Below are 22,546 nucleotides of genomic sequence, written 5' to 3'. Positions count from 1 at the left end.
ACCGAAATGAGCAAAAATGGTACCGTTACCGCGCTCGTGCTGGCGGCCAGCCGGCGGGGCGCGGAAGACGCTGTGGCGAAACTGCAGGGGGTCAGCCACAAATGCCTGATCAGCCTGGACGGCAAGGTGATGCTGGAACGGGTTGTCGAAACCCTGATCGCGGCGCAGTCCGTCGGCCGCATCTTCGTTTCCATCGAAAGCAGGGAACTTCTGGAAAGCGTGCCGCAGTTGAAGGCATGGCTTGATGAAGGCCGGATCGCCTTCGTGCCGAGCGCCGACAATCTCTTCGCGTCGGTCACCACCGGTGTCGCCGTGATCAGCAATCCCTATCCGCTTGTCATCACCACGGGCGATAATCCGCTGCACACGCCGGATATGATCGATCACTTCTGCGCTGAACTGGCGCGGGACCCGGCAGACGTCGGCGTCGCCATGACACCGGCGGCAGACATTCTGGCAGCCTACCCCGAGGGCAAGCGCGCCTTCCACGAACTGAAGGACGGCGGCTGGTCGAGCTGCAATCTTTATGCGCTGAATTCGGTTCGCGCGCTCGGCGCCGCCAAGGTGTTTGAAGGCGGCGGCCAGTTCGGCAAACGGCCGGAACGTATCCGCAAGGCGTTCGGCCTGTCGTTCATGCTTCTGTACCGCTTCAGGCTCGCAACCATCCACGGCCTTGCGAAGCTTCTGTCGCACCGCTGGCACGCCACGGTGAAAGTGGTACGCATGCCTTATGCGGATGCCCCCATCGATGTGGATAATCCGGGTGACGTGAAGCTGGCCGAGAAAATCCTGACAGCGCGCCGGATGGCGGCCGAATAGGCTTTTACGTCTTGTAGCGGATCTTGCGGCCTTCGAGCGCAGCTTCAAACATGAAGCGCTGACGCTCGAGGCTGCTTGCAATCACCGATTCGACAATATCGCTCTGCTCATAGCCGAGCAGTTTGGCCGACTGGCAGATCGCCCGCTTGGCGCCAAGGTTGCACGAGACGTTGAACTCGAAGCCCCAGACCTTGCCGGTCGGATCGATGCGATAGTCGAACCGGGCATAATCATAGGGCCAGACCATCGCATTGACCCGCTGCGTATAGTCGACGAGGGCCGGGTACTTTTCATGATCCTTGAAAAACTCGATGGGCGGCACCGAGGCAAAGCCGCGCTTCTGTTCGTAGGTCACCACGAACTCGCCTTCGGTGGCCGGGTTCATCATCGGATAGAGGATCCACGGCTTGCCAGCCGCTACCACAGGCACCGAAACATCGATGCCGGGCACATATTCCTCGACGATCACATCATGGTTTTCAGCGAGAAGCGCCAGCACCTGCGGTTTCAGCTCTTCCCAGTCGGTGCCCTGCGCGAGCCCATAGGAGGCCGAGCTGTTGTTCGGCTTCACCACATAGCGTTCGGCCTTGAAATCCGGGGCCGGGGCCGACTGGTCGGCGGTGCGGTAAATCTGCCACTCGGGCGTCGGGATACCCTGATCGCGGTACATGGTTTTCACCAGATGCTTGTCATCGGCAAAACCGCGCATCGAAGGAGCGGCCCCCATATAGGGCACGCCCAGATATTCGCACAGGCACGAAGCCAGAATCTCGCTGTTGCGGAAGCCGCCGCGGTTGAAAAGCGTGAAGACGTAATTCTGGTCGATCTTTGAATGGAACAGCGCTTCATAGCTGTTCGACGCCACCACATCGAGCCCGAGCCCCTCAAGGCAAGACTTGATTTCATCATGATACATCGAGTGCGTGCCGTCGGTTTTATCGAACTGGCCGCCGGCGAGCGCATGCTTGGCCAGGAACAGGACCTTCAGGCGTGCCTTGTCTTCAGGCTTGAGACGGAGGGGGGCACCCCCTTCGAAAAGCAGGTGCTCGAGCGCAATACCGGACAAATCGGCGTTCCTTTGTGTCATGTGTGTCAGCCAGGCCACAAAATTTGGCAAGCATAAGTCACTGGAGGCTAAGGAAAGCGCAATAGAGCTTGCCCTTCACCCTGTCAAGCACTAGGAAAGTCCCAAAAAAGGGACAATAGGACAGCCAGAATGACCACCCTCCGTTTTACAGCGCTGGTGCTTGCCGCCCAGCGTCCGGGCATCGTGAATGCCCTCGCTTCGCACTTTGGCGTCAGCCACAAATGCACCCTGCCGGTCAACGGCACCCCGATGCTTGACCGCGTCGTCGGCTATCTCGCCGATGTGCCGGAGGTCGACCGCATCGCCGTTTCGATCGAGGACCCTGCCATCGCCCTCGCGCTCCCCGGCGTGAAGAAGCTGCATGATGCGGGCCGGATCGTTTTCACCACCAGCCGCCAGACCCTGTCGCAGAGCGTGGTGGGCGCGATTGACGAACTGGGCGGCCCGTCGGCGCTGCCGCTCTTTATCACGACCGCAGACAACTGCCTGCATTCGGCCGAGATCGTGTCCTACTTCCTGAAGGACATCATCAACACCGGCGCCGAAGCCGCATGGGGCATGACGGATGACGCCCTCATCCAGCAAACCTATCCCGGCACCGGCAAGATCACCGGCCGCCATGTGCTCCGCGATGCCATCTGGTCCAACTGCAATATCTATTCAGTGGTCACCGAAAGGGCGCTTGGCGCCATCGAGCTGTTCCGCGCCGGCGGCCAGTTCGGCAACAAGAAGAAGCGCCGCGCGCTGCTGCCGATGGTCGGCCTGTGGTCGTTCCTTCTGTATCGCTACGGCCTCACCACGCTGTCGGGGCTCGAGAAGCGCGCCGGCAAGGCATTCGGCATCAAGGCCCACTGCGTGCGCCTGCCGTTCGCCGATGCGCCCATCGATGCTGACGACCTTGTCTCGTACGAATTTATCGAGGCCCGCCTCAAGGAACGCGAAGGCGACCGCAGCGTGGCAGCCTGAAGCGGCGACGCCCCCAATCAGCCCGCCCGGCGCTTGAGGGGCGCGCAACGCACCTAGAGCCCGCCCGGCAATTGAGGGGCACGTCATGCAGATCAAGGGTCGCAAGTGCGCTTGCGCCCCGCCTTCCCCGCTTTTATGCTGCAGGATAGACCGCAGCGACAAGGAGCAGGGCTTGGACGCCTTCACGCTAGAAGAGAGACGCCCCCTCTATCCCGCCATCGAGCCCTTCGCGCGGGAACATATCCGCACGCCCGATGGCCACGAGATTTATGTCGAGCAGTCCGGCAACCCGGATGGCTATCCGATCCTTTTCGTGCATGGCGGCCCCGGCGGCGGCACCAGCCCGATGCAGCGCCGCTTCTTCGATCCCGCGCGCTACCGGATCATCCTGTTTGACCAGCGCGGCTGTGGCCGCAGCCGCCCGCATGCGAGCCTTGAAAACAACACGACCTGGCATCTCGTCGCGGATATGGAACTGATCCGCGAAAAGTTCGCGATCAAGCGCTGGGCGCTGTTTGGTGGCAGCTGGGGCTCGACCCTCGCGCTCCTTTACGCCGAAACGCACCCCGACCGGGTGACGCATCTGGTGCTCCGTGGCATCTTCCTGATGCGTCAGCGCGAGCTCGACTGGTTTTACGGATACGGCACCCGCGCCATCTTCCCCGAGGCGTGGGAAAGGTTCAGCGCCCTGATCCCCGATGACGAACAGGATGACATCATCGCGGCCTATCACCGCCGCCTGACCGACCCCGACTATTCCGGCCAGCGCCTGATGGCCGCGAAGGAATGGAGCCTTTGGGAGGCCAGTTCGGTGACGCTGATCCCCGACGAAGGCCAGCAGCGCCTGTCGGTGGACCCCGAGTTCGCCCTCGCCTTCGCGCGGATCGAGGCCCATTATTTTGTCCACAAGGGCTTCCTTGAAACCGACAACCAGATCCTGCGCGATGCCGACCGGCTGGCCCATGTGCCGACCACCATCGTGCAAGGCCGGTACGATGCCATCTGCCCGCCGGTTTCCGCCTTCGAGCTGGCACAGGCCATGCCGTGGGCGACGCTGAAAGTGGTGCCCGCCGCCGGCCATTCCGCCTTCGAGCCCGGCATCCGCCATGAGCTGATCAAGGCGACCGACAACCTGATCCTTCCCTGATACGCACCTTTGAGGAGCCATCCCATGCGCCGTTTCCTTGCCCCCCTTTTCATGAGCCTTTCGCTCGCCGCCCCCGCCCTCGCGCACGAGGACGGCCATCATGACGGCGTGATGGTGGAACATCCCTGGGCACGCACCACGGGCACCATGACCCGCGCCGGTGCCGTTTACATGACTGTGAAAAACGGCAGCCACGAAATGGTGACGCTGACCGGCGTGGCGACCGAGCGCGCCAAGGCCGCTGAAATCCACCAGTCGAGCGAAGAAGGCGGCGTGATGAAGATGCGCATGCTTGAAAGCCTGCCCATCGCGCCGGGCGAAACCATCGAGTTCGCACCCGGCGGCTATCACGTGATGCTGATCGGCCTCACCGAGCCCCTGAAGGAAGGCGATGTCTTCCCCGTAACGCTGACCTTCGACAAGGCCGGCAACGTGCCGGTTATCGTCACCGTCACCGGCATGGACGGCATGAAGGGCGGCCACGGCGAACACGGCGACCACCACAAGCACTAAGCAAAGTTCAAATGACCGATAAAGTGACCCACACCGGCGGCTGCCACTGCGGCGCCGTCCGGTTCGAAATCGACGCGCCCGCGACGATGGAAGTGCATGCCTGCAACTGCAGCATCTGCAAGAAAACGGGCTTCCTGCACCTGTTTGTCGAAAAGGCCGATTTCCGCCTGCTGACCCCGTGGGAAAATATCGCGGAATACAATTTCGGCACCCGCACCGCCCGCCATTTCTTCTGCAAGACCTGCGGCATCAAAAGCTTCTATGTGCCGAGAAGCCACCCGCACGCCTACAGCGTCCACGCCGGCTGCCTTGAAGGCGACACGGTAACCGAGATGACCGTGGTGCCCTTCGACGGCGCCAACTGGGAGCAGAATGTGGAAAGCATTCGTTGACACGCGTCCGCAGGCAATTCCGCCGTTCGCCCTGAGGAGCCCTGCGCCATGGCGCCGGGCGTCTCGAAGGGCATGGAAACTCGCCGCGGTCTTCGAGACGGGCCTCACGGCCCTCCTCAGACCGAACGGAGCCAGAAGCTCTCCCCGATAGACACCACCCCTGTGATTACCTATGCTCGCCCCACGGGCATAAGGGGGATCAGGGATGAAACATCTGTTTCTGGCCGCCGCCTTTGTGGCGGCTTTTTCGTTTCCGGCACGCAGTGACGACTGGCCCACCACGGTCGAGATCGACACAAGCACCCTCGCGTGGGTGCCGGCGGGCGCCAGCGCCTTCCCGCCGGGCCTGACCCAGCGTTTCATCTTTCAGGATGCCCCCGGCACGCCGGGTGTGGCCATCGTGAAATTCCCGAAGGGCTATCTGGAGCCCCGGCATTATCACACCACCAGCGGCCACACGGGCTTCATCCTGAAAGGCAAATTGAACTCGGGCGGCAGGATCGTCGGCCCCGGCGCCTTCGTTTATTTCCCGGCAGGCACCCCGCACGGGCCGAATGACGCATTGGAGGAAACCGAGCTGCTGCGCTGGGCCGATGGCCCCCTGGACCTGCATCTCGGTGACCCCGCCACGCCGGGCGCCCCCATCGTGGCGGTGGATACGAGCACTGTCGAGTGGCAGCCGGTGAAGGCCGAAGGCTTCCCCGAAGGCATGATGGCTGCACGCCTCTATAGCTACCCGGAAACGGGGGGCGGTATTGCCCTGCTGAAATTCCCGAAAGGCTTCCGCGAGCCCCGCCACCATCACACCAATGGCGACCACGGCACCTACCTGATCTCGGGCCGGATGCAGTTCGGCGACACCATCGCCGCCCCCGGCCACTTCAGCTACGCCGCGAACCACACCCCGCACGGCCCGAACGTGGCCCTTGAAGACAGCCTGCTGCTGATCTGGGGCAAGACAAAGCTCGATCTGGTTTTGGAGGAGTGATCAAAAGAATGGACAATGAACCCTTAGGCCGTCGCCCACTCGACATTTCATTCTATATAGGCATAGCCCTGATAATTGGGCATTGGATCGGCGCCGTAGGCTTCCAATGGCCTTGGCAGTCTTGGGATGCCGATAAACTAGGGTCACTTTCGGACTGGGCACAAGTCCTCGCGACCGTATTGCTAGCCATATACGCGGCGCGTTTGGCGGACCTTCGATTAAACAGAAAGAGCCGCATGGAGCAAAATGAACGTAAAATTGACTTGGCGTGTCGGCTTTCTGATGAACTTTATTCAATGTCCAGATCCGCCCGTCTTCACCGAGACCCAGACAAACTTTTGAACGAATTAAATAGATGTGCAAACGATATCCGTAAACACTATCCTATCTACAGACAAATTAGCTCCGAATCAGATGAACTATTTAATCATAAGATGCGGAAAAATATTGAAAAATTATTTAGAATTATAAATCACAATAGAATTAATCACTGGTTTTTGACAGCCCCTCCAAATGAAAGAGGGCTTATGTGGCCCGTTTTACCTGACCCCATTGAACCGGCAATTACTGAAGTCGAACAGAACTATCGAGACTTAATGGACGCCATATTCAAGCTGGCCCATGATTTTGACTGTTTTGCAGATCACGGACGCCCCAGACGCTCGCCTAATGAAGTAAGCGAAGAGATTGCCCGGCTAACAACTGCCGTCGATCAAGAGCCGCCTGCCCCTCGCGCAAGATAAACATGCTTCTCTGTCAATATCTAAACCATGAAAGCTAATAGGTGATCCCGATTACTACCCCACCAGCCGCTCGATAACGCCCTCGTAAATCTTGGCGAGGGCTTCGATGTCGGCGACGGCCACATGCTCGTCGATCTTGTGCATGGTGGCGCCCACGAGGCCGAATTCCACGACCGGGCACATATCCTTGATGAAGCGCGCATCCGAGGTGCCGCCGGTGGTGGACAGCTCCGGGGTCTGGCCCGTCACGGCCTCGACCGCCGCCACGACGGCGTCGGTCAGCGGCCCGCGTTCGGTGAGGAAACTGTCGCCCGAAACCCACCAGTCGATGGCATATTTCACGCCTGCGCGGTCCATGCGGCGGGTCAGTTCCGCCTGCAGGGCATCGGGCGTGAAATCGGACGAAAAGCGCACGTTGAAGCGCGCCGTCGCCTCGGCGGGGATCACATTGTGGCTTTCGTTGCCGACATGCACATTCACGACCTCGAGGTTCGAGGGCTGGAAATGCGCATTGCCCTGATCGAGCGGTTCGGCGGTAAGCTCCGAGAGGATTTTCACCAGATCAGGGATCGGATTGTGCGCCAGATGCGGATAGGCCACATGGCCCTGCACGCCCGCCACCCGGATGATGCCATGCAGGCTGCCACGCCGCCCGATCTTGATCATCTGGCCGAGCGCCTGCGGGTTTGTGGGTTCACCCACCACGCAGAAATCGATGCCCTCGCCGCGCGCCCTGAGCCAATCCAGCACCTTGCGGGTGCCATTGATCGCCGGGCCTTCTTCGTCCCCCGTGATGAGGAAGGAAATGCTGCCCTTCAGGTCACCCCTCGCCAAACGCCGCGAAACGGCGGCGGCGAAGGCGGCGATGGCGGATTTCATATCCGCCGCCCCGCGCCCGTAAAGCTGGCCGTCTTTCACGTCTGCCGCGAAGGGGTCGACCGACCACTGGCCGTGCGCACCCACGGGCACCACATCGGTATGCCCGGCGAAGCATAGATGCGGGCTACCCTCGCCGATGCGGGCATACAGGTTGGCGACCGCTTCCTCGCCTTCTTCCTCAAACACCAGCCGGTGGCAGGTGAAGCCGAGGGGCTCCAGCGCGCGGATCAGCACATCAAGGCCGTCGCCCGTATCGGGCGTGACGCTCGGCTGGCGGATCAGGGCTTGCGAGAGCGCAACCGGATCAATCATTTTTCGGCCTAGTCGCGCAGGAGTTCGTTCGGCGAGGTTTTGGAACGGGTTTTCTCGTCCACCCGCTTCACGATCACCGCGCAGTAAAGATTGGGGCCGGGCGTGCCATCCGGCAACGGCTTGCCGGGCAGCGTGCCGGGCACGACGACCGAATAGGCAGGCACGCGGCCCATGAAGACCTCACCGGTATTGCGGTCAACGATCTTGGTGGAAGCGCCCAGATACACGCCCATGGAAAGGACGGAACCTTCCTCGACAACCACACCTTCGGCAACTTCGGCGCGCGCACCGATGAAGCAGTTATCCTCGATGATCACGGGGCCGGCCTGCAGGGGCTCCAAGACGCCGCCGATGCCCGCACCGCCAGAGAGGTGCACATGCTTGCCGATCTGCGCGCACGAGCCGACGGTCGCCCAGGTATCCACCATCGTGCCCTCGCCCACATGGGCGCCGAGATTCACGAAGGAGGGCATCAAGACGGCACCCTTGCCGATGAAGGCGGAGCGGCGGACGATGGCACCGGGCACGGCCCGGAAGCCGGCCTTGGTGAAGTGACGATCGGACCAGCCATCGAATTTGGACGGCACCTTGTCCCACCAGTAGGCGGCCTCGCCGGGCGCGCCCTTGATCAGTTCCATCTCATTCAGGCGGAACGACAGCAGAACCGCCTTCTTGAGCCACTGGTTGACCACCCATTTGCCGTCCTGTTTCTCGGCCACGCGCACTTCGCCGTTATCCAGCAGCGTCAGGGCAGCCTCAACCGCTTCGCGCACGGCGCCGCGGGTGTGGGAGGTGATGGTGTCGCGCTCGTCGAACGCGGCATCGATGGTGGCTTCAAGCTCGTGAAGGGACATGGGCGTCTATCCTCGGCGCACAGGGATTTTCTCAGGGTGCGACGACAATAGCGATGCTGCCCCCCAAGTCAACGTCACCTTGGGTTTTCAGGCTGGCAAGCTGAGCTTACGCTTATGGTCAGCTATGGTGCTTTTCAACCGCGCGGCTATAGGCATCAAGCCAGCCGGTGAGGCCGTCCGTTTCCGCATGGATAAGGGCCGGGTCATGATCCGCGCGGCTCCAGGGGGAGCCCGTGTCGATCCAGACAGTCCCCATCCCCAGCGCATGGGCGGGGATCAGGTTGCGCGCCATATCCTCAAACATCACAGCCCGCGCCGGGTTCACACCGTGGTCCTTCAGGAACTGGTGATAGGTCTCGATCACCGGCTTCGGGTGCAACTCGGCATCATGGATATCGAAAAGGCCGCTGAAGGTGTCAACGAGCCCCAGGCGCTGCAGCACCTCTTCGGCGTAAGGCCGGTCGGCATTGGTGAAGACATACTTTTTGCCCGGCAGCCGGTCGATCGCCGCCTTCAGGTGCGGGTCCGGCCGGATCGGCGAGAAATCGATATCGTGCACCGCCGCCAGATAATGATGCGGATCGACGCTATAGTTTACCATCAGGCCCTTGAGCGTGGTGCCATGCTCAAGGAGATAGCCTTTTTGAACCTTGCGGGCATCTTCGGGCGACAGCTTCAGAAGGTCCGCCACATAGGTGCCGATATTGCGGTCGATCTGCGAAAAAAGATCGCACTCGGCAGGATACAGGGTGTTGTCGAGATCGAAGACCCAGGTATCGCGCTGGTCGGGGTGCAGGGCGGCGTTATATTCGTTCATAAGTTCCTCGCGTCTCGCATCAGGGGCTTCTATGGCATTGATTTGCCCTCTAGTATCTGATCCTATCGCAGTGCCGATTAAGGTGCACTTAACAATGGGACGGGAAGCAGAAGGCATGACCCAGACCGCCGGAAACAGGCAAAATCCGGGGCCGAAAGCTTTGAAATCGGCCGACATCATCGCGCTCAGGCTCGCCGCTGACGGCCGCCTTGTCGAGCGCTCGGCCTCTGCTGATATCCTCGCTTTTGCCTATGCCAGCCAATCCGAACCCGTGATGCGGGTCATCCGCCGCGCGATGGAAACCGGCCTGCCCGCCGAGGACCGCCTGACCGGCGAGGCAACCGGCAACTATTGGCTTGTTGCTATCCCCGAAGCCGAAGGCGTGCTGCTGGTAGCGCGCGAAACCACGCTCGCCGACCGCACAACGGACGCGCTCATCCACAGCCGCGCGCTCCTCAAGGGGCTCCTTGACCGCACCGTCGATCTGTCGTTCGAGGTGGATACCGATGGCCGCTTCCGTTTCGTGAGCCCGGCCCATGCTTTCGGGCAGGAAACCGACGACTGGATCGGCGCCGACGCACGGCCGATCTTCTGGCCGGATAGCGCCGGCCCCGCACACAATCCGTTCATGAGCCGCAGCGCACGCACGTTCGAGGCACTTCCCATTGATGCCTTCGGTGACCGGCTTTATGCCGATTTCGCGGTGGAGCCGGTGACCGACAGCGACGGCCGCCCGGCCGGTGTGCGCGGTACTGTAAGAAACGTCAGCGAACGGGTGGACGCCGACCGCGCCATGCGCGTCACCAACCTCCGCCTCACCATGCTGCAGCGGATTGCCGAACTATTGAACGAGGTCGTCGGCGCCGATGAACTGCGCGACCGCGCCGCCCGCCTCTGCGCCGATCTTTTCCGCGCCGATACCGTGTGGGTGTTCGAACAGGTTGGCCGCACCTTCCTCCTCGCCGGGGTGGCCGGTGAAACGCAGGTCGAGCTTTCCGAAAACTGGATCGCCGCCGCGATTGCCGCCAAGCCCGACACAGCAGTTTTCGAGCTGGATGCCCCTGGCCGCAGCCATCTTTTGCTGCACCTGTCGCAGGGCAGTAATGCGCAAGGGGCGGTCGTTCTGTCGCGCGACACAGGCGTAAGCCCGTGGGCCGATCAGGAACGCGAGCTTCTGGCCGGTATCGGCAGCATGCTGACCGCCGCCCTCGCCAAGGCCGACCTTGTGGAGAAGCTTTCGCGGCTGTCATCTTCGGACGAGCTGACCGGGCTTCTCAACCGCCGCGCCTTCCGCGACATGGTGAACCGGCGACTGACAAACCAGTCCCGCACCGGATCGGACGGGTGCCTTGTCTTTGTCGATCTTGATCACTTCAAGGAAGTGAACGACACGCTCGGCCACGCAGCGGGCGATCAGGCGCTGGTCGCCTTCTCGAAGGCGCTGACCGCCATCATCCGGCCAACCGACCTTGCCGCCCGCTACGGCGGCGACGAGTTCGTCATCTGGCTTGAAGGTGTGGGCGCAGACGTGGGCGCCGAGAAAGGCCGGCAACTGATCGACTGTATGAAGGGCGTGAAAGCCGCGCTCGGCCAGCCCGATCTGGCGCTTGGTGCCTCGATCGGTGTCTGCGAAAGCAAGCCGGGCGGCGGGGCCGATTTCGACCGGCTGGCGGAAAAGGCCGATCATGCACTATATGAGGTCAAGAAGGCGGGCCGCGGCGAAGTTGCCGTCGCTGTCCTCGATTGAGCTAGGGGTTGGGGTTTATGGGTCTGTTTGACCGGTTGAAATCACTGATGGGGCAGGATGGCGGCAAGGGCAAGGCCGAAGCACCCGCCGTGCTGCCGCCCGCACTGACGTCTGAAAAGGAACAGCAGATCCTGAAGGACGGCAGCCTTGGCGAACGCAAGGCGCTGGCGGCACGCACCGATGCGCGGCCCGAAGTGCTTTATTATCTCGCCGACGATGCCTCGCCGCAGGTCCGTCAGATCATCGCTTCGAACCCCTCGACCCCGATCCATGCCGACGAAAAACTGGTGGCCGACGAGGACGACGAAGTCCGGCTTGAACTTGCCCGCAAGATTGCCCGGCTGGTCCCGGGCCTTGCCCCCGGCGAGCAGACGGCGATCCGCGAACGCGCCATCGATGTGCTCGAAGCGCTGGCGGCTGACCAACTGCCGAAGGTCCGCGCCATCATCGCTGACGAGATCAAGACGAGCCCCAATGTCCCGAAACCGATGGTCGACAAGCTCGCCCGCGATATCGAAGACATGGTCGCCGCCCCGATCCTCGAATATTCGCCGCTCCTGAATGACGATGACCTGCGCGAGATCATCGCGGCAGGCGCATCAAGCGCGGCGCTATCTGCCATCGCGCGCCGTGCCGTCGTGTCGGAAGGTGTGTCGGAAGATATCGCCGCCACGCTCGATATTCCGGCGATTGCTGCACTGCTGACCAACCAGAATGCCCAGATCCGCGAAGCCACGCTCGACCAGATCATCGATCAGGCGAAGGGTGTGGAGGCGCTGCACCAGCCGCTAGCCATGCGGCCGCAGCTGTCGATCCGTGCCATGAAGCGCATCGCAGGCTTTGTGGCCTCCGCCCTTGTCCATGCGATGGTGGACGGCAGCGCGCTGACCGAAGCCGACGCCGAAGACCTGCTGGACCGCGTGCGCGAGCGTCTGGCCGGCGAACGGGTCGGCGAGGACGAGGAAGCAAAGCTTTATAAAACGGCGCTTGATCTTTATGAACGCAGCGCGATCAACGACCAGTTCGTACACCAGCAGATCGAAAGCGGGCGGCGCGAACTGCTGATCCAGTGCCTAGCGCTGGCGTCCGACCTGCCGGTTGCCACCATCCGCCGCATCATCCATTCGAAATCCGGCCGCGCTGTCACCGCCCTCGCATGGCGTGCCCAACTGTCGATGCGGACGGCTTATGAACTGCAGGTGAAATTCGCGCTGGTGCCTTCAGCCCAGTTGCTGCATCCGAAAGACGGACGCAATTATCCGATCGATGCCGACGAGCTAGATTGGCATCTCAGCTATTTCCTCGACCAGCCCTGAAACCCGCGCCTCAGGCGCGGATCATGGTGCCGGCGCCGCGTTCGGTGAAGATTTCAAGAAGGATCGCGTGGGTCACGCGGCCATCAAGGATGACCGCCCCGCGCACCCCGGCTTCAACCGCCATCAGGCAGGTCTCGACCTTCGGGATCATGCCGCCCGAAATGGTGCCGTCCGCGATCAGCTCTTCGATATCGGTCTGGCCAAGCTCGGTCAGGAGATTTTTCTCCTTGTCCATCACACCGGCCACATCCGTCAGCAGGAAGAAGCGACGGGCCTTCAGCGCCCCCGCGATGGCGCCCGCCATCGTGTCGGCATTGATATTGTAGGTCTTGCCGTCTTCGCCCATGGCAATCGGCGCGATCACCGGGATGATGCCCGCCGCCATGCTCGATTTCAGGAAGGTCGGGTCCACCATGCAGGGCTCGCCCACGAAGCCAAGGTCGATCACCTGTTCGATATTGCTGTCCGGGTCGCGCTTGGTGCGCGAAACCTTGCGCGCCAGAACCATGTCGCTGTCCTTGCCGGAAAGCCCGATGGCGCGACCGCCTGCTGCGTTCAGATCCGCCACAATCGATTTGTTGATCGAGCCGCAAAGGACCATTTCGGCGATCTCGACGGTTGCGGCGTCAGTCACGCGCAGGCCATCGATGAATTCGCTCTGTACGCCGAGCCGCTTCAGCATGCTGCCGATCTGTGGGCCGCCGCCATGCACGATCACCGGATTGATGCCCACCTGTTTAAGCAGCACAACATCTTCAGCAAACTGCCTTGCGAGGTCGGCATCTCCCATGGCGTGGCCGCCATACTTGATGACGAAAGTTTCGCCGGCATATTTCTTCATATAGGGCAGCGCCTCGATGAGGGTTGCTGCCTTGCGCTGCAGGGTTTGCTGGTCGGTGGTCACGGTGATCATGGGTCCGGTCTTGATTTTGGCGCCAATAAGTTGGCGACTATGCGACCCTGTGGCGCATTAGTCAAATCTGTAGCCGCCACGAACCTCGGTCGGCGCCTGCGCGCGCAGCACGCCGATGGCCATCAGAAGCTGGCCGCCATAATAGGTGACCCAGATGGCATGCGGGAAGGGCGGCGGCACCTGCAGGAAGCGGTCCATCGCGATCATCGTGTCGGACGACAGGAAGAGAAGCGCGCCGATCCCGGTGAGCCAGAAGGGATAGCGGCTGAGGATGGCAAGGGACGCCATCAGCGTGATCACGCCGCTGTAGGCAACGACCGGCCAGCGCATCTCGCCAAGCGAGGGCATCAGGAAATAGGCAACCGCGCCGCTGGCGAGCCAGACGACCGCCACGATCGCCACACGAACAAGCCCGGTCTCGCCCTTGCCGCGCAGGTTGCGGGCATAAAGAAGCACATAGATGATATGGCTGACAAGGAAGGCGCCAAGGCCGCGCAGGAACGATCCTTCGAGAAGCACATCGCCGAAGGTGGAAGCCACCAGCGCCGCCGCCAGTATCCAGTGATCGCTCGCCCGCGCATTCAGGGCCGCATAAGCGGCAAGGAAGCCAACACCGGTGGCTTTCATGATCAGATGGATGAGCGGATCATCGGCAAGAGGGTAGGTACCAAGGCCATAAAGCACGGCGCCGATCAGAGACAGGCCAAGCACCAGCTGGATGGCAACAGAATGGAACGCGGAACGTTTCTTGGCAAAAATCCTGGTCACTCGCAGGCCCCCTTTTGCGGCGGATTGTGTCAGCCACGGCGCGCGGTTGCAAGACCTTGATTTAAGGCCATTTGTAGGCAGCCCAACCGCAGGTTGCCCGTCAGGCCTGAAGCCGCTTGTCGAGAGGCTTCAAGGGCAGGATCGCGAGGAGGCTGCCTGCGGCCGTCGCGATCAGGATTCCGAGGCTGTCGAGCCCCGAAGCGGCCAGAAGCGCGGCGATGCCTGCCGAGCCCGCCATGAAGCCGCTGTTGACGATATTATTGACCGCAATCACCCGCGACCGCCCTTCGCGCGGGGTGCGTTCCTGCAGAAGCGTGTAAAGGGGCACAATCACAAGCCCGCCCGCAAGCGAGGTGAGGGTGACAAGCGCAAGCACCATCCAGCCTTCGGGAAGCCCAAGGAAGCCGGTGAAATCAAGGGGGGCGGCACCGAGCGGCGGCATGGCGGGCACCACAAGCGGCAACAGCAGCGAGAAGGCGGCCAGAAGCCCGAGGCCCGGCAACGCGAGTTTCGCCGAGACATTGCCTCGCAGAAGCTGGTTCGAAAGGAATGATCCGACCCCGATGCCGAGCGAGAAGACGGCAAGGAACAGGGTGACGACCGTTTCGTCCCCGCCAAGCCTGTCGTGCACCAGCACAGGAAGCTGGGTCAGATAAATCGAGCCAAGCGCCCAGATCCAGCTGATGCCGATGATGGCGGGGCGCACGATATCGCTCGCCCACGCTGCCTTCAGCTCACGCCGGGTGGAGGCGAAGATATTCGGGGTGATGCGGATATGCGGGGCTGCTGCCCCCATTTTCGGGACAAGGGCACCGCTGATGGTGCCAAGCACCGCAACCACCAGCACGAGGGTGGTGACAGATTCGATCCCTTCATCGGTAAGGATCAGAAGCCCGCCCACAAGCGTGCCAAGGAGGATCGAAATGAAGGTTCCCGCCTCGATCAGCGCGTTGGCGGCAAGAAGGTCCTCGCGTTTCACCAGATCAGGCAGGATGCCGTATTTGATGGGGCCGAAGAAGGTGGACTGCAGCCCGAGGCCGGCCAGCACCGCCATCAGGAATGGCAGGTTCGCCATATGAAAAGCAACGCCGCCGAAAAGGGCGAGCCCCACTTCCCATAGCTTGATGAAAAGCACCTGCCGCGCCTTTTCAAACTTGTCGGCCAGTTCGCCCGCGAAGGCGGAGAACAGGAAATAGGGCAGGATGAAAAGCCCGATCGCCAGATTGTTGAGGATCGCCGGCGCCACATCCACATCGTTCGCCAGCCGGAAGGTGATCAGCATGATCAGCGCCGACCGGAACAGGTTATCATTGAAGGCGCCCAGGAACTGGGTGACGAACAGCGAAAGGAAGCCCCGTTCTTTCAGAAGATGGAAAGCGCTCCCCGCCACGATGCTGCGGGCCTATTCCGCGGGGGAGCCATGGCGGTGGCCATGGCCTTCATGATCGTGCCCGTCATGCGGCGGCTGTTTGGCCGCGCGGGCGGTTGCCATGTCTTCCCGCGCGTGGCGCACGACGGCGACCGAGCCCGACAGGAAAAGGCTCGCCATCAGGCCGGCGACGATCAGGTCCGGCCAGCCGGTGCCGGTCGCCCACACGCCCGAGGCAGCAAGGATAACAGCCAGATTGCCGATGGCGTCGTTACGGCTGCACAGCCACACCGAGCGCACATTGCTGTCGCCGTCCTTGAAGCGGACGAGCAGCAGCACGCTTGCCACATTGGCAATGAGCGCGGCAAACCCCACTGACCCCATCACCGGGGCCACCGGTTCGTGGGTCACGAAAACCGACCAGGCGGTGGCGACAAGCACACCGATCCCCATCAGGCCCATGCTGATGCCTTTGGCCAGCGCGGCGGTTGCCCGCACCTTCAGCGATTTGCCGATAACAAGAAGGGAGATCAGGTAGGTCGCGGTATCAGCTGCGAAATCGAGCGCGTCGGCCTTCAGCGCATGGCTGTTGCCGATGAAGCCAGAGGGCATCTCCACCGCGAACATCACGGCATTGATGACGATCACGGCGACAAGCGCACGGCGATAGGCCGGGCTCATCCCGTCGAACTTCACCTCGGCCGAGCAGCAGTTGGCGCCCATGGGTCCTTCCTGAAAATCCAGTGTCTATGGTTCATTAGGCACGCGGGCCGCACCCAAGGCAACCCCAAAGTGGGTCGTGCATACTTGCCATGCAGCGCTTTCGGGCTACCATGGACGGGAAACCTCGAAAGCCTTTTCATGACGATACGATATCTGATCGCCCTTCTGGCCCTTGCCGCCGCCTTCGCCGCCCCTGCCCGCGCTGCCGCTGTGCCCGGCAAGGACGTGCCCGTGGTCGATAAAATCGAGGCTGCGGGCCTTCCCACCGGGCGTCATGATTTCTATCTTTCCGTCGCGGCGCGCGCCTCCGGCCAGCCGTATCTGGTGCCGGTCATCGTGCTGAAAGGCGCCGAGCCCGGCCTGCGTCTCGGGCTCTTTGCCGCGATCCACGGCGACGAGCTTGCCGGCATCCGCGTGATCCATGAGCTTGCCGCAGGGATCGACCCCAAAACACTGAAAGGCACGCTTCTGATGGTGCCGGGGCTCAATCAGCCGGGGCTCGAGGCCGGCAACCGTCATTTCATATCGGGATCGGGATCGGGCTTCCGCACCGACCTGAACCGCACCATGCCCGGCGAGATGAAGGGCGACGCGGCCGAGCGTTACGCCGCCGACCTCTGGCACGGCGTGATGGCCGGTCAGGTCGACCGCGTGGTGGACCTGCATACCCAGACGCGCGGCACCGCCTATCCGCTATTCGTGTTTGCCGATTTTTCAAACGCCGTGGCGCGCCAGATGGCGTTCGACCTGATGCCCGACATGATCAAGAACGATCCGGGCGAAGGCGGCACGGTGGAAACCACCTTCATGAAATCGGGCATTCCCGCCGTCACTTTCGAGATCGGCATGCCGGAACGGTTCGATCCCGCGCTTACCACCCGTGCGCACGATGGCATCATCAACTTGATGCGCCGCGCCGAGATGATCACCGGGCGCGCCATGCCGCCCGCCCGGCAACCGATTGTCGGCTCCAGTTACAGCAATGTAACGACGGATGAGGGGGGGCTTGCGGTCATCCATGTGGCGCTTCTGGACCCGGTGAAACAGGGCCAGCTGCTCGCCACGCTTTACGACCCGTTCGGGCGTGAAATCGCGACTTACCGGGCGCCGCACGAAGGGCATGTGTTGTCGGTCGCGACCGACCCGCGGCGCGAGCCGGGCGCGATGCTGGTGCGCATCCTGCGCTAGTGCGTCAGGCGTCAGTGAATCTGGCGCAGCTCTTCCTGGCGGATGATCTGCATGGCGCGGCGCACGCGCTGCCAGTCGGCAACGCCCTGGTCGTCCGATACCTTGTCGAGCTCTTCGATCTTCTGGGCGACATAGGCTTCGGCCCGGTGGCCCATCCGGTCAAACAGGCGGCGGGCGAAGGTGTGAGCATTCTGTTCTTGCATATTGGTCCCTCCTTTTTTCTGCTGGTCCTGATGGATAAAGCCTATCATATCGGCACGCGGCACGCGAATCTGCGGCCTGAAATGTGATCCGGCGCTGGCCTTCAGGCCGTAAAAGCCGTAAAGAAATCCGCACGATACTCAGCCCGGAAAAGTTTCATGACCGACCCTCTCCGCCCTGCCGATCATCCCGCAAACCCCCAAGGCAAGGTGGGTGTGCTGCTTGTCCATCTGGGCACGCCGGACGCGCCGACCTACGGCGCCGTACGCCGCTATCTGGCCGAGTTCCTGTCGGACCCGCGCGTGGTGGAAATGCCGAAACCCTTGTGGCTGCCGGTACTTTACGGCCCGATCCTGACCTTCCGCCCGGCGCGGTCGGCGCGCGCTTACGCCAAGGTCTGGAACCGGGAAGCGGACGAGTCGCCGCTTCGCACCATCAGTCGTGCACAGGCCGAAGGGCTGGCCGCCGCCATGGGCGACGACGCGCATGTGGTATGGGCAGCGCGTTACGGCAATCCTTCGATGGAAGGGGCGTTTGAAGAACTGAAAGCCAAGGGCTGCGACCGTATCCTGATTTTCGCGCTCTACCCGCAATATAGCGCCACGACGGTGGCCTCTGTGCACGACGAAGCCTTCCGCATCCTGAAAAAGATGCGCTGGCAACCGGCGATCCGCACCATGCCCGCCTTCCATGATCACGCGCACTATATCGGCGGCCTGAAAGCGAGTGTCGAAACCGCGCTTGCCGGCCTCGACTGGCAGCCCGAGGCGATCCTCGCTTCCTATCATTCGATCCCCAAGGCCTATTGGGACAAGGGCGACCCCTATCCCTGCCAATGTTTCAAGACAACACGGCTGCTGAAAGAGGCCCTCGGCGCCAAGGGCGAGGGCCTGATCTCGACCTTCCAGTCGCGCGTCGGCCCCACCGAATGGGTTGGCCCCTATACCGACCGCAAGGTGGAGGAACTGGCCGCGAGAGGCGTGAAGCGCATCCTGGTGCTGGCCCCGGCCTTCCTGGCCGATTGCCTTGAAACGCTTGAGGAAATCAATATGGAACTGCGCCACACGTTCCTGTCGGCAGGTGGCGAAAAGTTCGATTATGTGCCTTGCCTGAATGCCGATCCTGCCGGGATTTCGCTGCTGGAAACGCTGACGCGGGAAGAACTCGCCGGCTGGATCTGACCCGGCGGCCAAGCCTGCCCCGAAACCGCCCTCCTTTCGCCCCACGCCCGGTTCAGCCTGAACGGGTGATGGCAAAGGGAAGGCTATGTCATGCGGAAATTGCTGAAGCCGACGGACGACCCTTGCTGTGTCATCACTGGCGGGGCCATGCCCCTTTATCCAACCGATCCGCGGGCGCGGAGTGCTGCAGCGAGGGTGCCATCGTCCAGATAATCCAGTTCCCCGCCAACCGGCACACCGTGGGCAAGGGCCGTGACCTTCACGCCCGACGCCTTCAGGCGTTCAGCCAGATAGTGGCTCGTCGTCTGGCCGTCGACCGTGGCATTGAGCGCGAGGATAACCTCGCTGACCCCACCGACGTCCACCCGGGCGAGGAGCCCGGCAATATTCAGGTCCTCCGGCCCCACCCCGTCAAGCGCCGATAGCGTGCCGCCAAGCACATGATAAAGCCCCCGGAAGCTTTCGGAGCGGTCGAGCGCCCAGAGGTCAGCGACATCCTCGACCACGCAGATAGTGGCGCGGTCGCGGCGCGCGTCGGCGCACACATGGCATGGATCGTGGGTATCGATATTGCCGCAGGTGCCACACGTGACAACCCGCTCGGCCACATCGGCCATCGCACGGGCCAGCGGCACCATCACGCTGTCTTTCTTCTTCAGCATCTGCAAGGCCGCGCGCTTGGCCGACCGCGGCCCCAGCCCCGGCAGGCGCGAGAGCAGCTGGATCAGACCATCAATGTCGGCGCCGTGGGAGCGGGGCATGCTGGCGTCAGGCCTTGTCCGAGGCCGGCTTGGCGTTCGCCGAGCCGAGTCCGAGGAAATAATGGATCAGCAGGAAATTGATGCCGGTGATCAGCAGCATGATGAAGACCCAGACGAAGCTTTCAAACATGCCGTCGAACTGGGTGAAGGGATTGGCGCCGGTGCCGGAGATTTTCGGCAGCACGATAAAGCTCATCAGGAGCGAAAAGATGGTCGCCGCCACGATCCCGAAGATGGCGATGCGCATCTGCACGGGTTTTTCGAGCGCCGTCTTTTCCCGCCGCACGAAAACGAGCCCGGTGCCGAAGGCCGCAATGATGACGGTGAGCAGGCCGCCCAGCACCCCAAGATCAAGCCCGAGCCCGAAGGCGAGGAAATTCACGAGGACGAGAAGCGCGATATAAAGCCCGGTGAACCAGCCGCCATAAATCAGGACAAGCGGCCGCTTGCGTTCCGTTTGCTGCGTGTAAACGCCCATCGTTCTTCCCCCTCGTCTTCGCCCCTTTTAGAAGGGCATCTTGAAGCCCGGCGGCAGGCCGAGCCCGCCGGTCAGTTCCGCCATCTGGGCCTTCATCGCTTCCTCGGCCTTGGCCTTGGCCTGCGCGTGGGCGGCCATGATCAGGTCCTCAAGGACTTCGGCTTCCTCGCCCGAGAAAAGCGAGGGATCAATATTGATCGCCTTCATGTCGCCCTTGCCCGTAAGGGTGACCTTCACCATGCCGCCGCCGGCCACGCCTTCAACGGTCAGGTCATCAAGCCCGGCCTGCATGTCGGCCATCTTGGCCTGCATTTCCTGGGCTTTTTTCATCATCTGCGACAGGTTCTTCATCTGCCTACTCCTCAGAAATCGAACTCGCCGGGTTCGTCTTCGACCCCCGGCATATCATCTGCTTCCTCGTCGAGCACATCAAGGTCCGCGAGGCGCGTTTCGCGCACAGCCAGCAGCTCGGCATCGGGGAAAAGGCCAAGGAAAGACCGGATAAGGGGCTCGGCCAGCGCCTCGTCCTTCATGATCGCAGCCTTGACCTGCTCCTGTTCTTTCACCGTCTGGGCGCCGCCTTCACTCGACGTGCTGATCATCCAGTCGTTACCCGTCCAGCGCTTCAGGCAGACCTTCATCTGGCTGAACAGCGTCGGCGGCACATTGGGGCCTAGATTCAGGACAACCTTGCCTGGCGCATAGTCCACAAGCCGTACCTGATCCTTCAGCGTTACGGCGATCACCGGTTCACGCTGCGCTTCGAAAAGCGCGATCATCTTCTCGAAGCTGATCGGCATCGGATGCTGCGGGTGGTCGCCGTCGCTGCCCGGCTGGAAGGCAAGGATCGTTGCCGTGCGGCTCATGGTCGGCCCGCCGTTCGCAGGGCCACCGACGCTCGCACCCGCCATTGCGGTCACATTGCCGCCGCCGACCGGGGCCTGAGGGCCGCGCACGGGGGCGCCACCGCCCGACTGCATCTGCTTTACAAGGTCAGCAGGCGACGGCAGGTTGGCGGCGTAAGCGAGGCGGATCAGCACCATTTCGGCCGCCGCAATCGGCGAGGGCGCCATTTTCACTTCGCCAAGGCCCTTGAGAAGCATCGTCCATGCCCGCGTCAGGTGCGGCATATCGAGCCCTTCGGCAAGCCGCCCACCGACCGATTTTTCCGCTTCCGAAACGAGTGTGTCGGCGCCTGCCTCTGGTGTCACTTTCAGGCGGGTCAGCCAGTGGGTGACCTCGAGAAGATCGGACATGACGACCGCCGGGTCGGCGCCGCGATCATACTGCGCGCGGAGCTGGCCGATGGCCGCTGCCACATCGCCCTTCATGACGGCTTCAAAGAGATCAAGCACCAGCGTGCGGTCGGCAAGGCCGAGCATGGACCGAACCTGATCCTCGCTCACTTCACCCGCGCCGTGCGCAATCGCCTGATCAAGGAGCGACAGGCTGTCGCGGACCGAACCTTCAGCGGCGCGCGCAATCAGCTTCAGCGCGCCTTCATCGATCTTGCTGCCTTCAGCTTCGGAAAGCTTTTTGAGGTGGGCAACCAGCACATCCGATTCCACCCGCTTCAGGTCGAACCGCTGGCAGCGGGACAGCACCGTGACCGGCAGCTTGCGGATTTCGGTGGTCGCGAAGATGAATTTCACATGCGCCGGCGGCTCTTCGAGCGTCTTCAGAAGCGCATTGAAGGCGTTCTTCGACAGCATGTGGACTTCGTCGATGATGTAGATCTTGTAGCGGGCCGACACCGGCGCGTAGCGAACGCTTTCGATAATCTCGCGGATATCATCGACGCCCGTGCGGCTGGCGGCATCCATTTCCAGCACATCAACGTGCCGCGATTCGGCGATGGCGGTGCACGATTCGCACTTGCCGCAGGGGTTGATCGAGGGGCCGTCGGTGGCCGTGCAATTCAGCGCCTTGGCGATGATCCGGGCGGTGGTGGTTTTGCCCACCCCGCGCACCCCGGTCAACACAAAGGCATGGGCGAGGCGTCCGCTTTCGATGGCGTTCGAAAGGGTCCGCACCATCGCTTCCTGGCCGATCAGCGCATCGAAGTCGCTTGGCCGGTATTTGCGCGCCAGAACGCGGTATTCTGCGGTGGTCGGTGCCTTGGCCATACGGTCGCGAGGTCCCCAAGCTGATGATCGGACGGACGGGTTCGGGTCATGACTAGCAGCTAATCGCGCCCCCGCAAAGGGCGGATTGCAGCGTGGCCGCGTGATGTGATTTCGGGGGATGGGGTGGGAGGGCCAAACGACCCCGACCTTACTCGTTACGGCTGCTACCTTTCGGTCCTGACCGGATTGGCGAGGGGCCAGTCCGCTGGCTCTCCCGAGGGCTTATATGGGGATTGATAACCCCGCTTGCAAGGAGAA

General features: G+C 62.3%; 24 protein-coding genes and 1 other RNA gene. 11 read left to right on the top strand and 14 right to left on the bottom strand.

Going from position 1 to position 22,546, the window contains the following annotated elements; all coding sequences use genetic code 11:
• Positions 1 to 6 precede the first annotated feature (6 nt).
• On the top strand, positions 7 to 819 hold the full coding sequence (locus tag PH603_RS04095) for a nucleotidyltransferase family protein (RefSeq protein WP_289504677.1): 813 nt from the start codon (positions 7 to 9) through the stop codon (positions 817 to 819).
• A 4-nt stretch (positions 820 to 823) separates the two neighbouring features.
• On the opposite strand, the gene PH603_RS04090 is transcribed toward PH603_RS04095, so the two are convergent.
• The gene (locus PH603_RS04090) at positions 824 to 1,885 is read right to left on the bottom strand and encodes an ATP-grasp domain-containing protein (RefSeq protein WP_289504676.1); all 1,062 of its coding nucleotides are present in this window, start codon (positions 1,883 to 1,885) and stop codon (positions 824 to 826) included.
• Positions 1,886 to 2,035: 150 nt separating this feature from the next.
• Here PH603_RS04090 and PH603_RS04085 point away from each other — a divergent pair, with 150 nt between their 5' ends.
• The 6 genes from PH603_RS04085 to PH603_RS04060 all read left to right on the top strand — a co-directional run bounded on the left by PH603_RS04085 (position 2,036) and on the right by PH603_RS04060 (position 6,655).
• Entirely contained in the window at positions 2,036 to 2,872 is an 837-nt protein-coding gene (locus PH603_RS04085) for an NTP transferase domain-containing protein (protein ID WP_289504675.1), read from the top strand.
• A gap of 172 nt (positions 2,873 to 3,044) precedes the next feature.
• Positions 3,045 to 4,019 (top strand): prolyl aminopeptidase, encoded by a 975-nt coding sequence (gene pip, locus PH603_RS04080; protein ID WP_289504674.1) that lies wholly within the window; start codon positions 3,045 to 3,047, stop codon positions 4,017 to 4,019.
• A gap of 24 nt (positions 4,020 to 4,043) precedes the next feature.
• Positions 4,044 to 4,532 (top strand): copper chaperone PCu(A)C, encoded by a 489-nt coding sequence (locus PH603_RS04075; RefSeq protein ID WP_289504673.1) that lies wholly within the window; start codon positions 4,044 to 4,046, stop codon positions 4,530 to 4,532.
• A gap of 11 nt (positions 4,533 to 4,543) precedes the next feature.
• Entirely contained in the window at positions 4,544 to 4,924 is a 381-nt protein-coding gene (locus PH603_RS04070; protein WP_289504671.1) for a GFA family protein, read from the top strand.
• A gap of 205 nt (positions 4,925 to 5,129) precedes the next feature.
• On the top strand, positions 5,130 to 5,912 hold the full coding sequence (locus PH603_RS04065) for a cupin domain-containing protein (RefSeq protein WP_289504670.1): 783 nt from the start codon (positions 5,130 to 5,132) through the stop codon (positions 5,910 to 5,912).
• Between the two features lie 8 nt (positions 5,913 to 5,920).
• The gene (locus tag PH603_RS04060; protein ID WP_289504669.1) at positions 5,921 to 6,655 is read left to right on the top strand and encodes a hypothetical protein; all 735 of its coding nucleotides are present in this window, start codon (positions 5,921 to 5,923) and stop codon (positions 6,653 to 6,655) included.
• Positions 6,656 to 6,709: 54 nt separating this feature from the next.
• Here the strand turns inward: PH603_RS04060 and dapE are convergent, their stop codons facing one another.
• The 3 genes from dapE to PH603_RS04045 all read right to left on the bottom strand — a co-directional run bounded on the left by dapE (position 6,710) and on the right by PH603_RS04045 (position 9,517).
• A complete protein-coding gene (dapE, locus tag PH603_RS04055) occupies positions 6,710 to 7,846 on the bottom strand; it encodes a succinyl-diaminopimelate desuccinylase (protein WP_289504667.1) in 1,137 nt (378 codons plus the stop codon).
• Between the two features lie 8 nt (positions 7,847 to 7,854).
• Positions 7,855 to 8,700 carry a 2,3,4,5-tetrahydropyridine-2,6-dicarboxylate N-succinyltransferase gene (dapD, locus tag PH603_RS04050; RefSeq protein WP_289504665.1) on the bottom strand — a complete coding sequence of 282 codons (846 nt, stop codon included), beginning with the start codon at positions 8,698 to 8,700 and terminating at the stop codon, positions 7,855 to 7,857.
• A 118-nt stretch (positions 8,701 to 8,818) separates the two neighbouring features.
• Complete coding sequence (locus tag PH603_RS04045; protein WP_289504664.1) at positions 8,819 to 9,517, bottom strand: pyrimidine 5'-nucleotidase; 699 nt, start codon at positions 9,515 to 9,517, stop codon at positions 8,819 to 8,821.
• 115 nt (positions 9,518 to 9,632) lie between these two features.
• Between PH603_RS04045 and PH603_RS04040 the strand changes: the two genes are divergently transcribed.
• Both PH603_RS04040 and PH603_RS04035 read left to right on the top strand, forming a co-directional pair.
• A complete protein-coding gene (locus PH603_RS04040; protein ID WP_289504663.1) occupies positions 9,633 to 11,264 on the top strand; it encodes a sensor domain-containing diguanylate cyclase in 1,632 nt (543 codons plus the stop codon).
• A gap of 17 nt (positions 11,265 to 11,281) precedes the next feature.
• On the top strand, positions 11,282 to 12,580 hold the full coding sequence (locus PH603_RS04035) for a DUF2336 domain-containing protein (RefSeq protein ID WP_289504662.1): 1,299 nt from the start codon (positions 11,282 to 11,284) through the stop codon (positions 12,578 to 12,580).
• A 10-nt stretch (positions 12,581 to 12,590) separates the two neighbouring features.
• Here the strand turns inward: PH603_RS04035 and argB are convergent, their stop codons facing one another.
• The 4 genes from argB to PH603_RS04015 all read right to left on the bottom strand — a co-directional run bounded on the left by argB (position 12,591) and on the right by PH603_RS04015 (position 16,353).
• Positions 12,591 to 13,493 carry an acetylglutamate kinase gene (gene argB / locus PH603_RS04030; protein WP_289504661.1) on the bottom strand — a complete coding sequence of 301 codons (903 nt, stop codon included), beginning with the start codon at positions 13,491 to 13,493 and terminating at the stop codon, positions 12,591 to 12,593.
• A 57-nt stretch (positions 13,494 to 13,550) separates the two neighbouring features.
• Entirely contained in the window at positions 13,551 to 14,261 is a 711-nt protein-coding gene (locus tag PH603_RS04025; RefSeq protein ID WP_289504660.1) for a lysoplasmalogenase, read from the bottom strand.
• Between the two features lie 100 nt (positions 14,262 to 14,361).
• Positions 14,362 to 15,651 carry an MFS transporter gene (locus PH603_RS04020; RefSeq protein WP_289504658.1) on the bottom strand — a complete coding sequence of 430 codons (1,290 nt, stop codon included), beginning with the start codon at positions 15,649 to 15,651 and terminating at the stop codon, positions 14,362 to 14,364.
• A 12-nt stretch (positions 15,652 to 15,663) separates the two neighbouring features.
• The gene (locus PH603_RS04015; protein WP_289504656.1) at positions 15,664 to 16,353 is read right to left on the bottom strand and encodes a cation efflux transmembrane domain-containing protein; all 690 of its coding nucleotides are present in this window, start codon (positions 16,351 to 16,353) and stop codon (positions 15,664 to 15,666) included.
• Between the two features lie 138 nt (positions 16,354 to 16,491).
• Here PH603_RS04015 and PH603_RS04010 point away from each other — a divergent pair, with 138 nt between their 5' ends.
• Entirely contained in the window at positions 16,492 to 17,541 is a 1,050-nt protein-coding gene (locus PH603_RS04010; protein ID WP_289504655.1) for a succinylglutamate desuccinylase/aspartoacylase family protein, read from the top strand.
• A gap of 11 nt (positions 17,542 to 17,552) precedes the next feature.
• Here the strand turns inward: PH603_RS04010 and PH603_RS04005 are convergent, their stop codons facing one another.
• Positions 17,553 to 17,744 (bottom strand): hypothetical protein, encoded by a 192-nt coding sequence (locus PH603_RS04005; protein WP_289504654.1) that lies wholly within the window; start codon positions 17,742 to 17,744, stop codon positions 17,553 to 17,555.
• Positions 17,745 to 17,900: 156 nt separating this feature from the next.
• Here PH603_RS04005 and hemH point away from each other — a divergent pair, with 156 nt between their 5' ends.
• Complete coding sequence (hemH, locus tag PH603_RS04000) at positions 17,901 to 18,923, top strand: ferrochelatase (protein WP_289504653.1); 1,023 nt, start codon at positions 17,901 to 17,903, stop codon at positions 18,921 to 18,923.
• A 155-nt stretch (positions 18,924 to 19,078) separates the two neighbouring features.
• On the opposite strand, the gene recR is transcribed toward hemH, so the two are convergent.
• From recR to ffs, 5 genes are all read right to left on the bottom strand, one after another.
• Positions 19,079 to 19,684 carry a recombination mediator RecR gene (gene recR / locus PH603_RS03995; protein WP_289504652.1) on the bottom strand — a complete coding sequence of 202 codons (606 nt, stop codon included), beginning with the start codon at positions 19,682 to 19,684 and terminating at the stop codon, positions 19,079 to 19,081.
• A 7-nt stretch (positions 19,685 to 19,691) separates the two neighbouring features.
• Positions 19,692 to 20,162 (bottom strand): ABZJ_00895 family protein, encoded by a 471-nt coding sequence (locus PH603_RS03990; protein ID WP_289504650.1) that lies wholly within the window; start codon positions 20,160 to 20,162, stop codon positions 19,692 to 19,694.
• A gap of 27 nt (positions 20,163 to 20,189) precedes the next feature.
• A complete protein-coding gene (locus PH603_RS03985; protein ID WP_289504649.1) occupies positions 20,190 to 20,513 on the bottom strand; it encodes a YbaB/EbfC family nucleoid-associated protein in 324 nt (107 codons plus the stop codon).
• A gap of 11 nt (positions 20,514 to 20,524) precedes the next feature.
• A complete protein-coding gene (locus tag PH603_RS03980; protein ID WP_289504648.1) occupies positions 20,525 to 22,288 on the bottom strand; it encodes a DNA polymerase III subunit gamma/tau in 1,764 nt (587 codons plus the stop codon).
• Positions 22,289 to 22,407: 119 nt separating this feature from the next.
• An RNA gene (gene ffs / locus PH603_RS03975) (signal recognition particle sRNA small type) lies at positions 22,408 to 22,505 on the bottom strand.
• Between the last annotated feature and the right edge of the window lie 41 nt (positions 22,506 to 22,546).

Origin of the sequence: Gimibacter soli (genome assembly GCF_028463845.1) — a bacterium.
Classification (GTDB): domain Bacteria; phylum Pseudomonadota; class Alphaproteobacteria; order Sphingomonadales; family Kordiimonadaceae; genus Gimibacter; species Gimibacter soli.
Note: the sequence above shows the minus strand (reverse complement) of the source record. Positions and strands in the feature narration are given on the sequence as shown.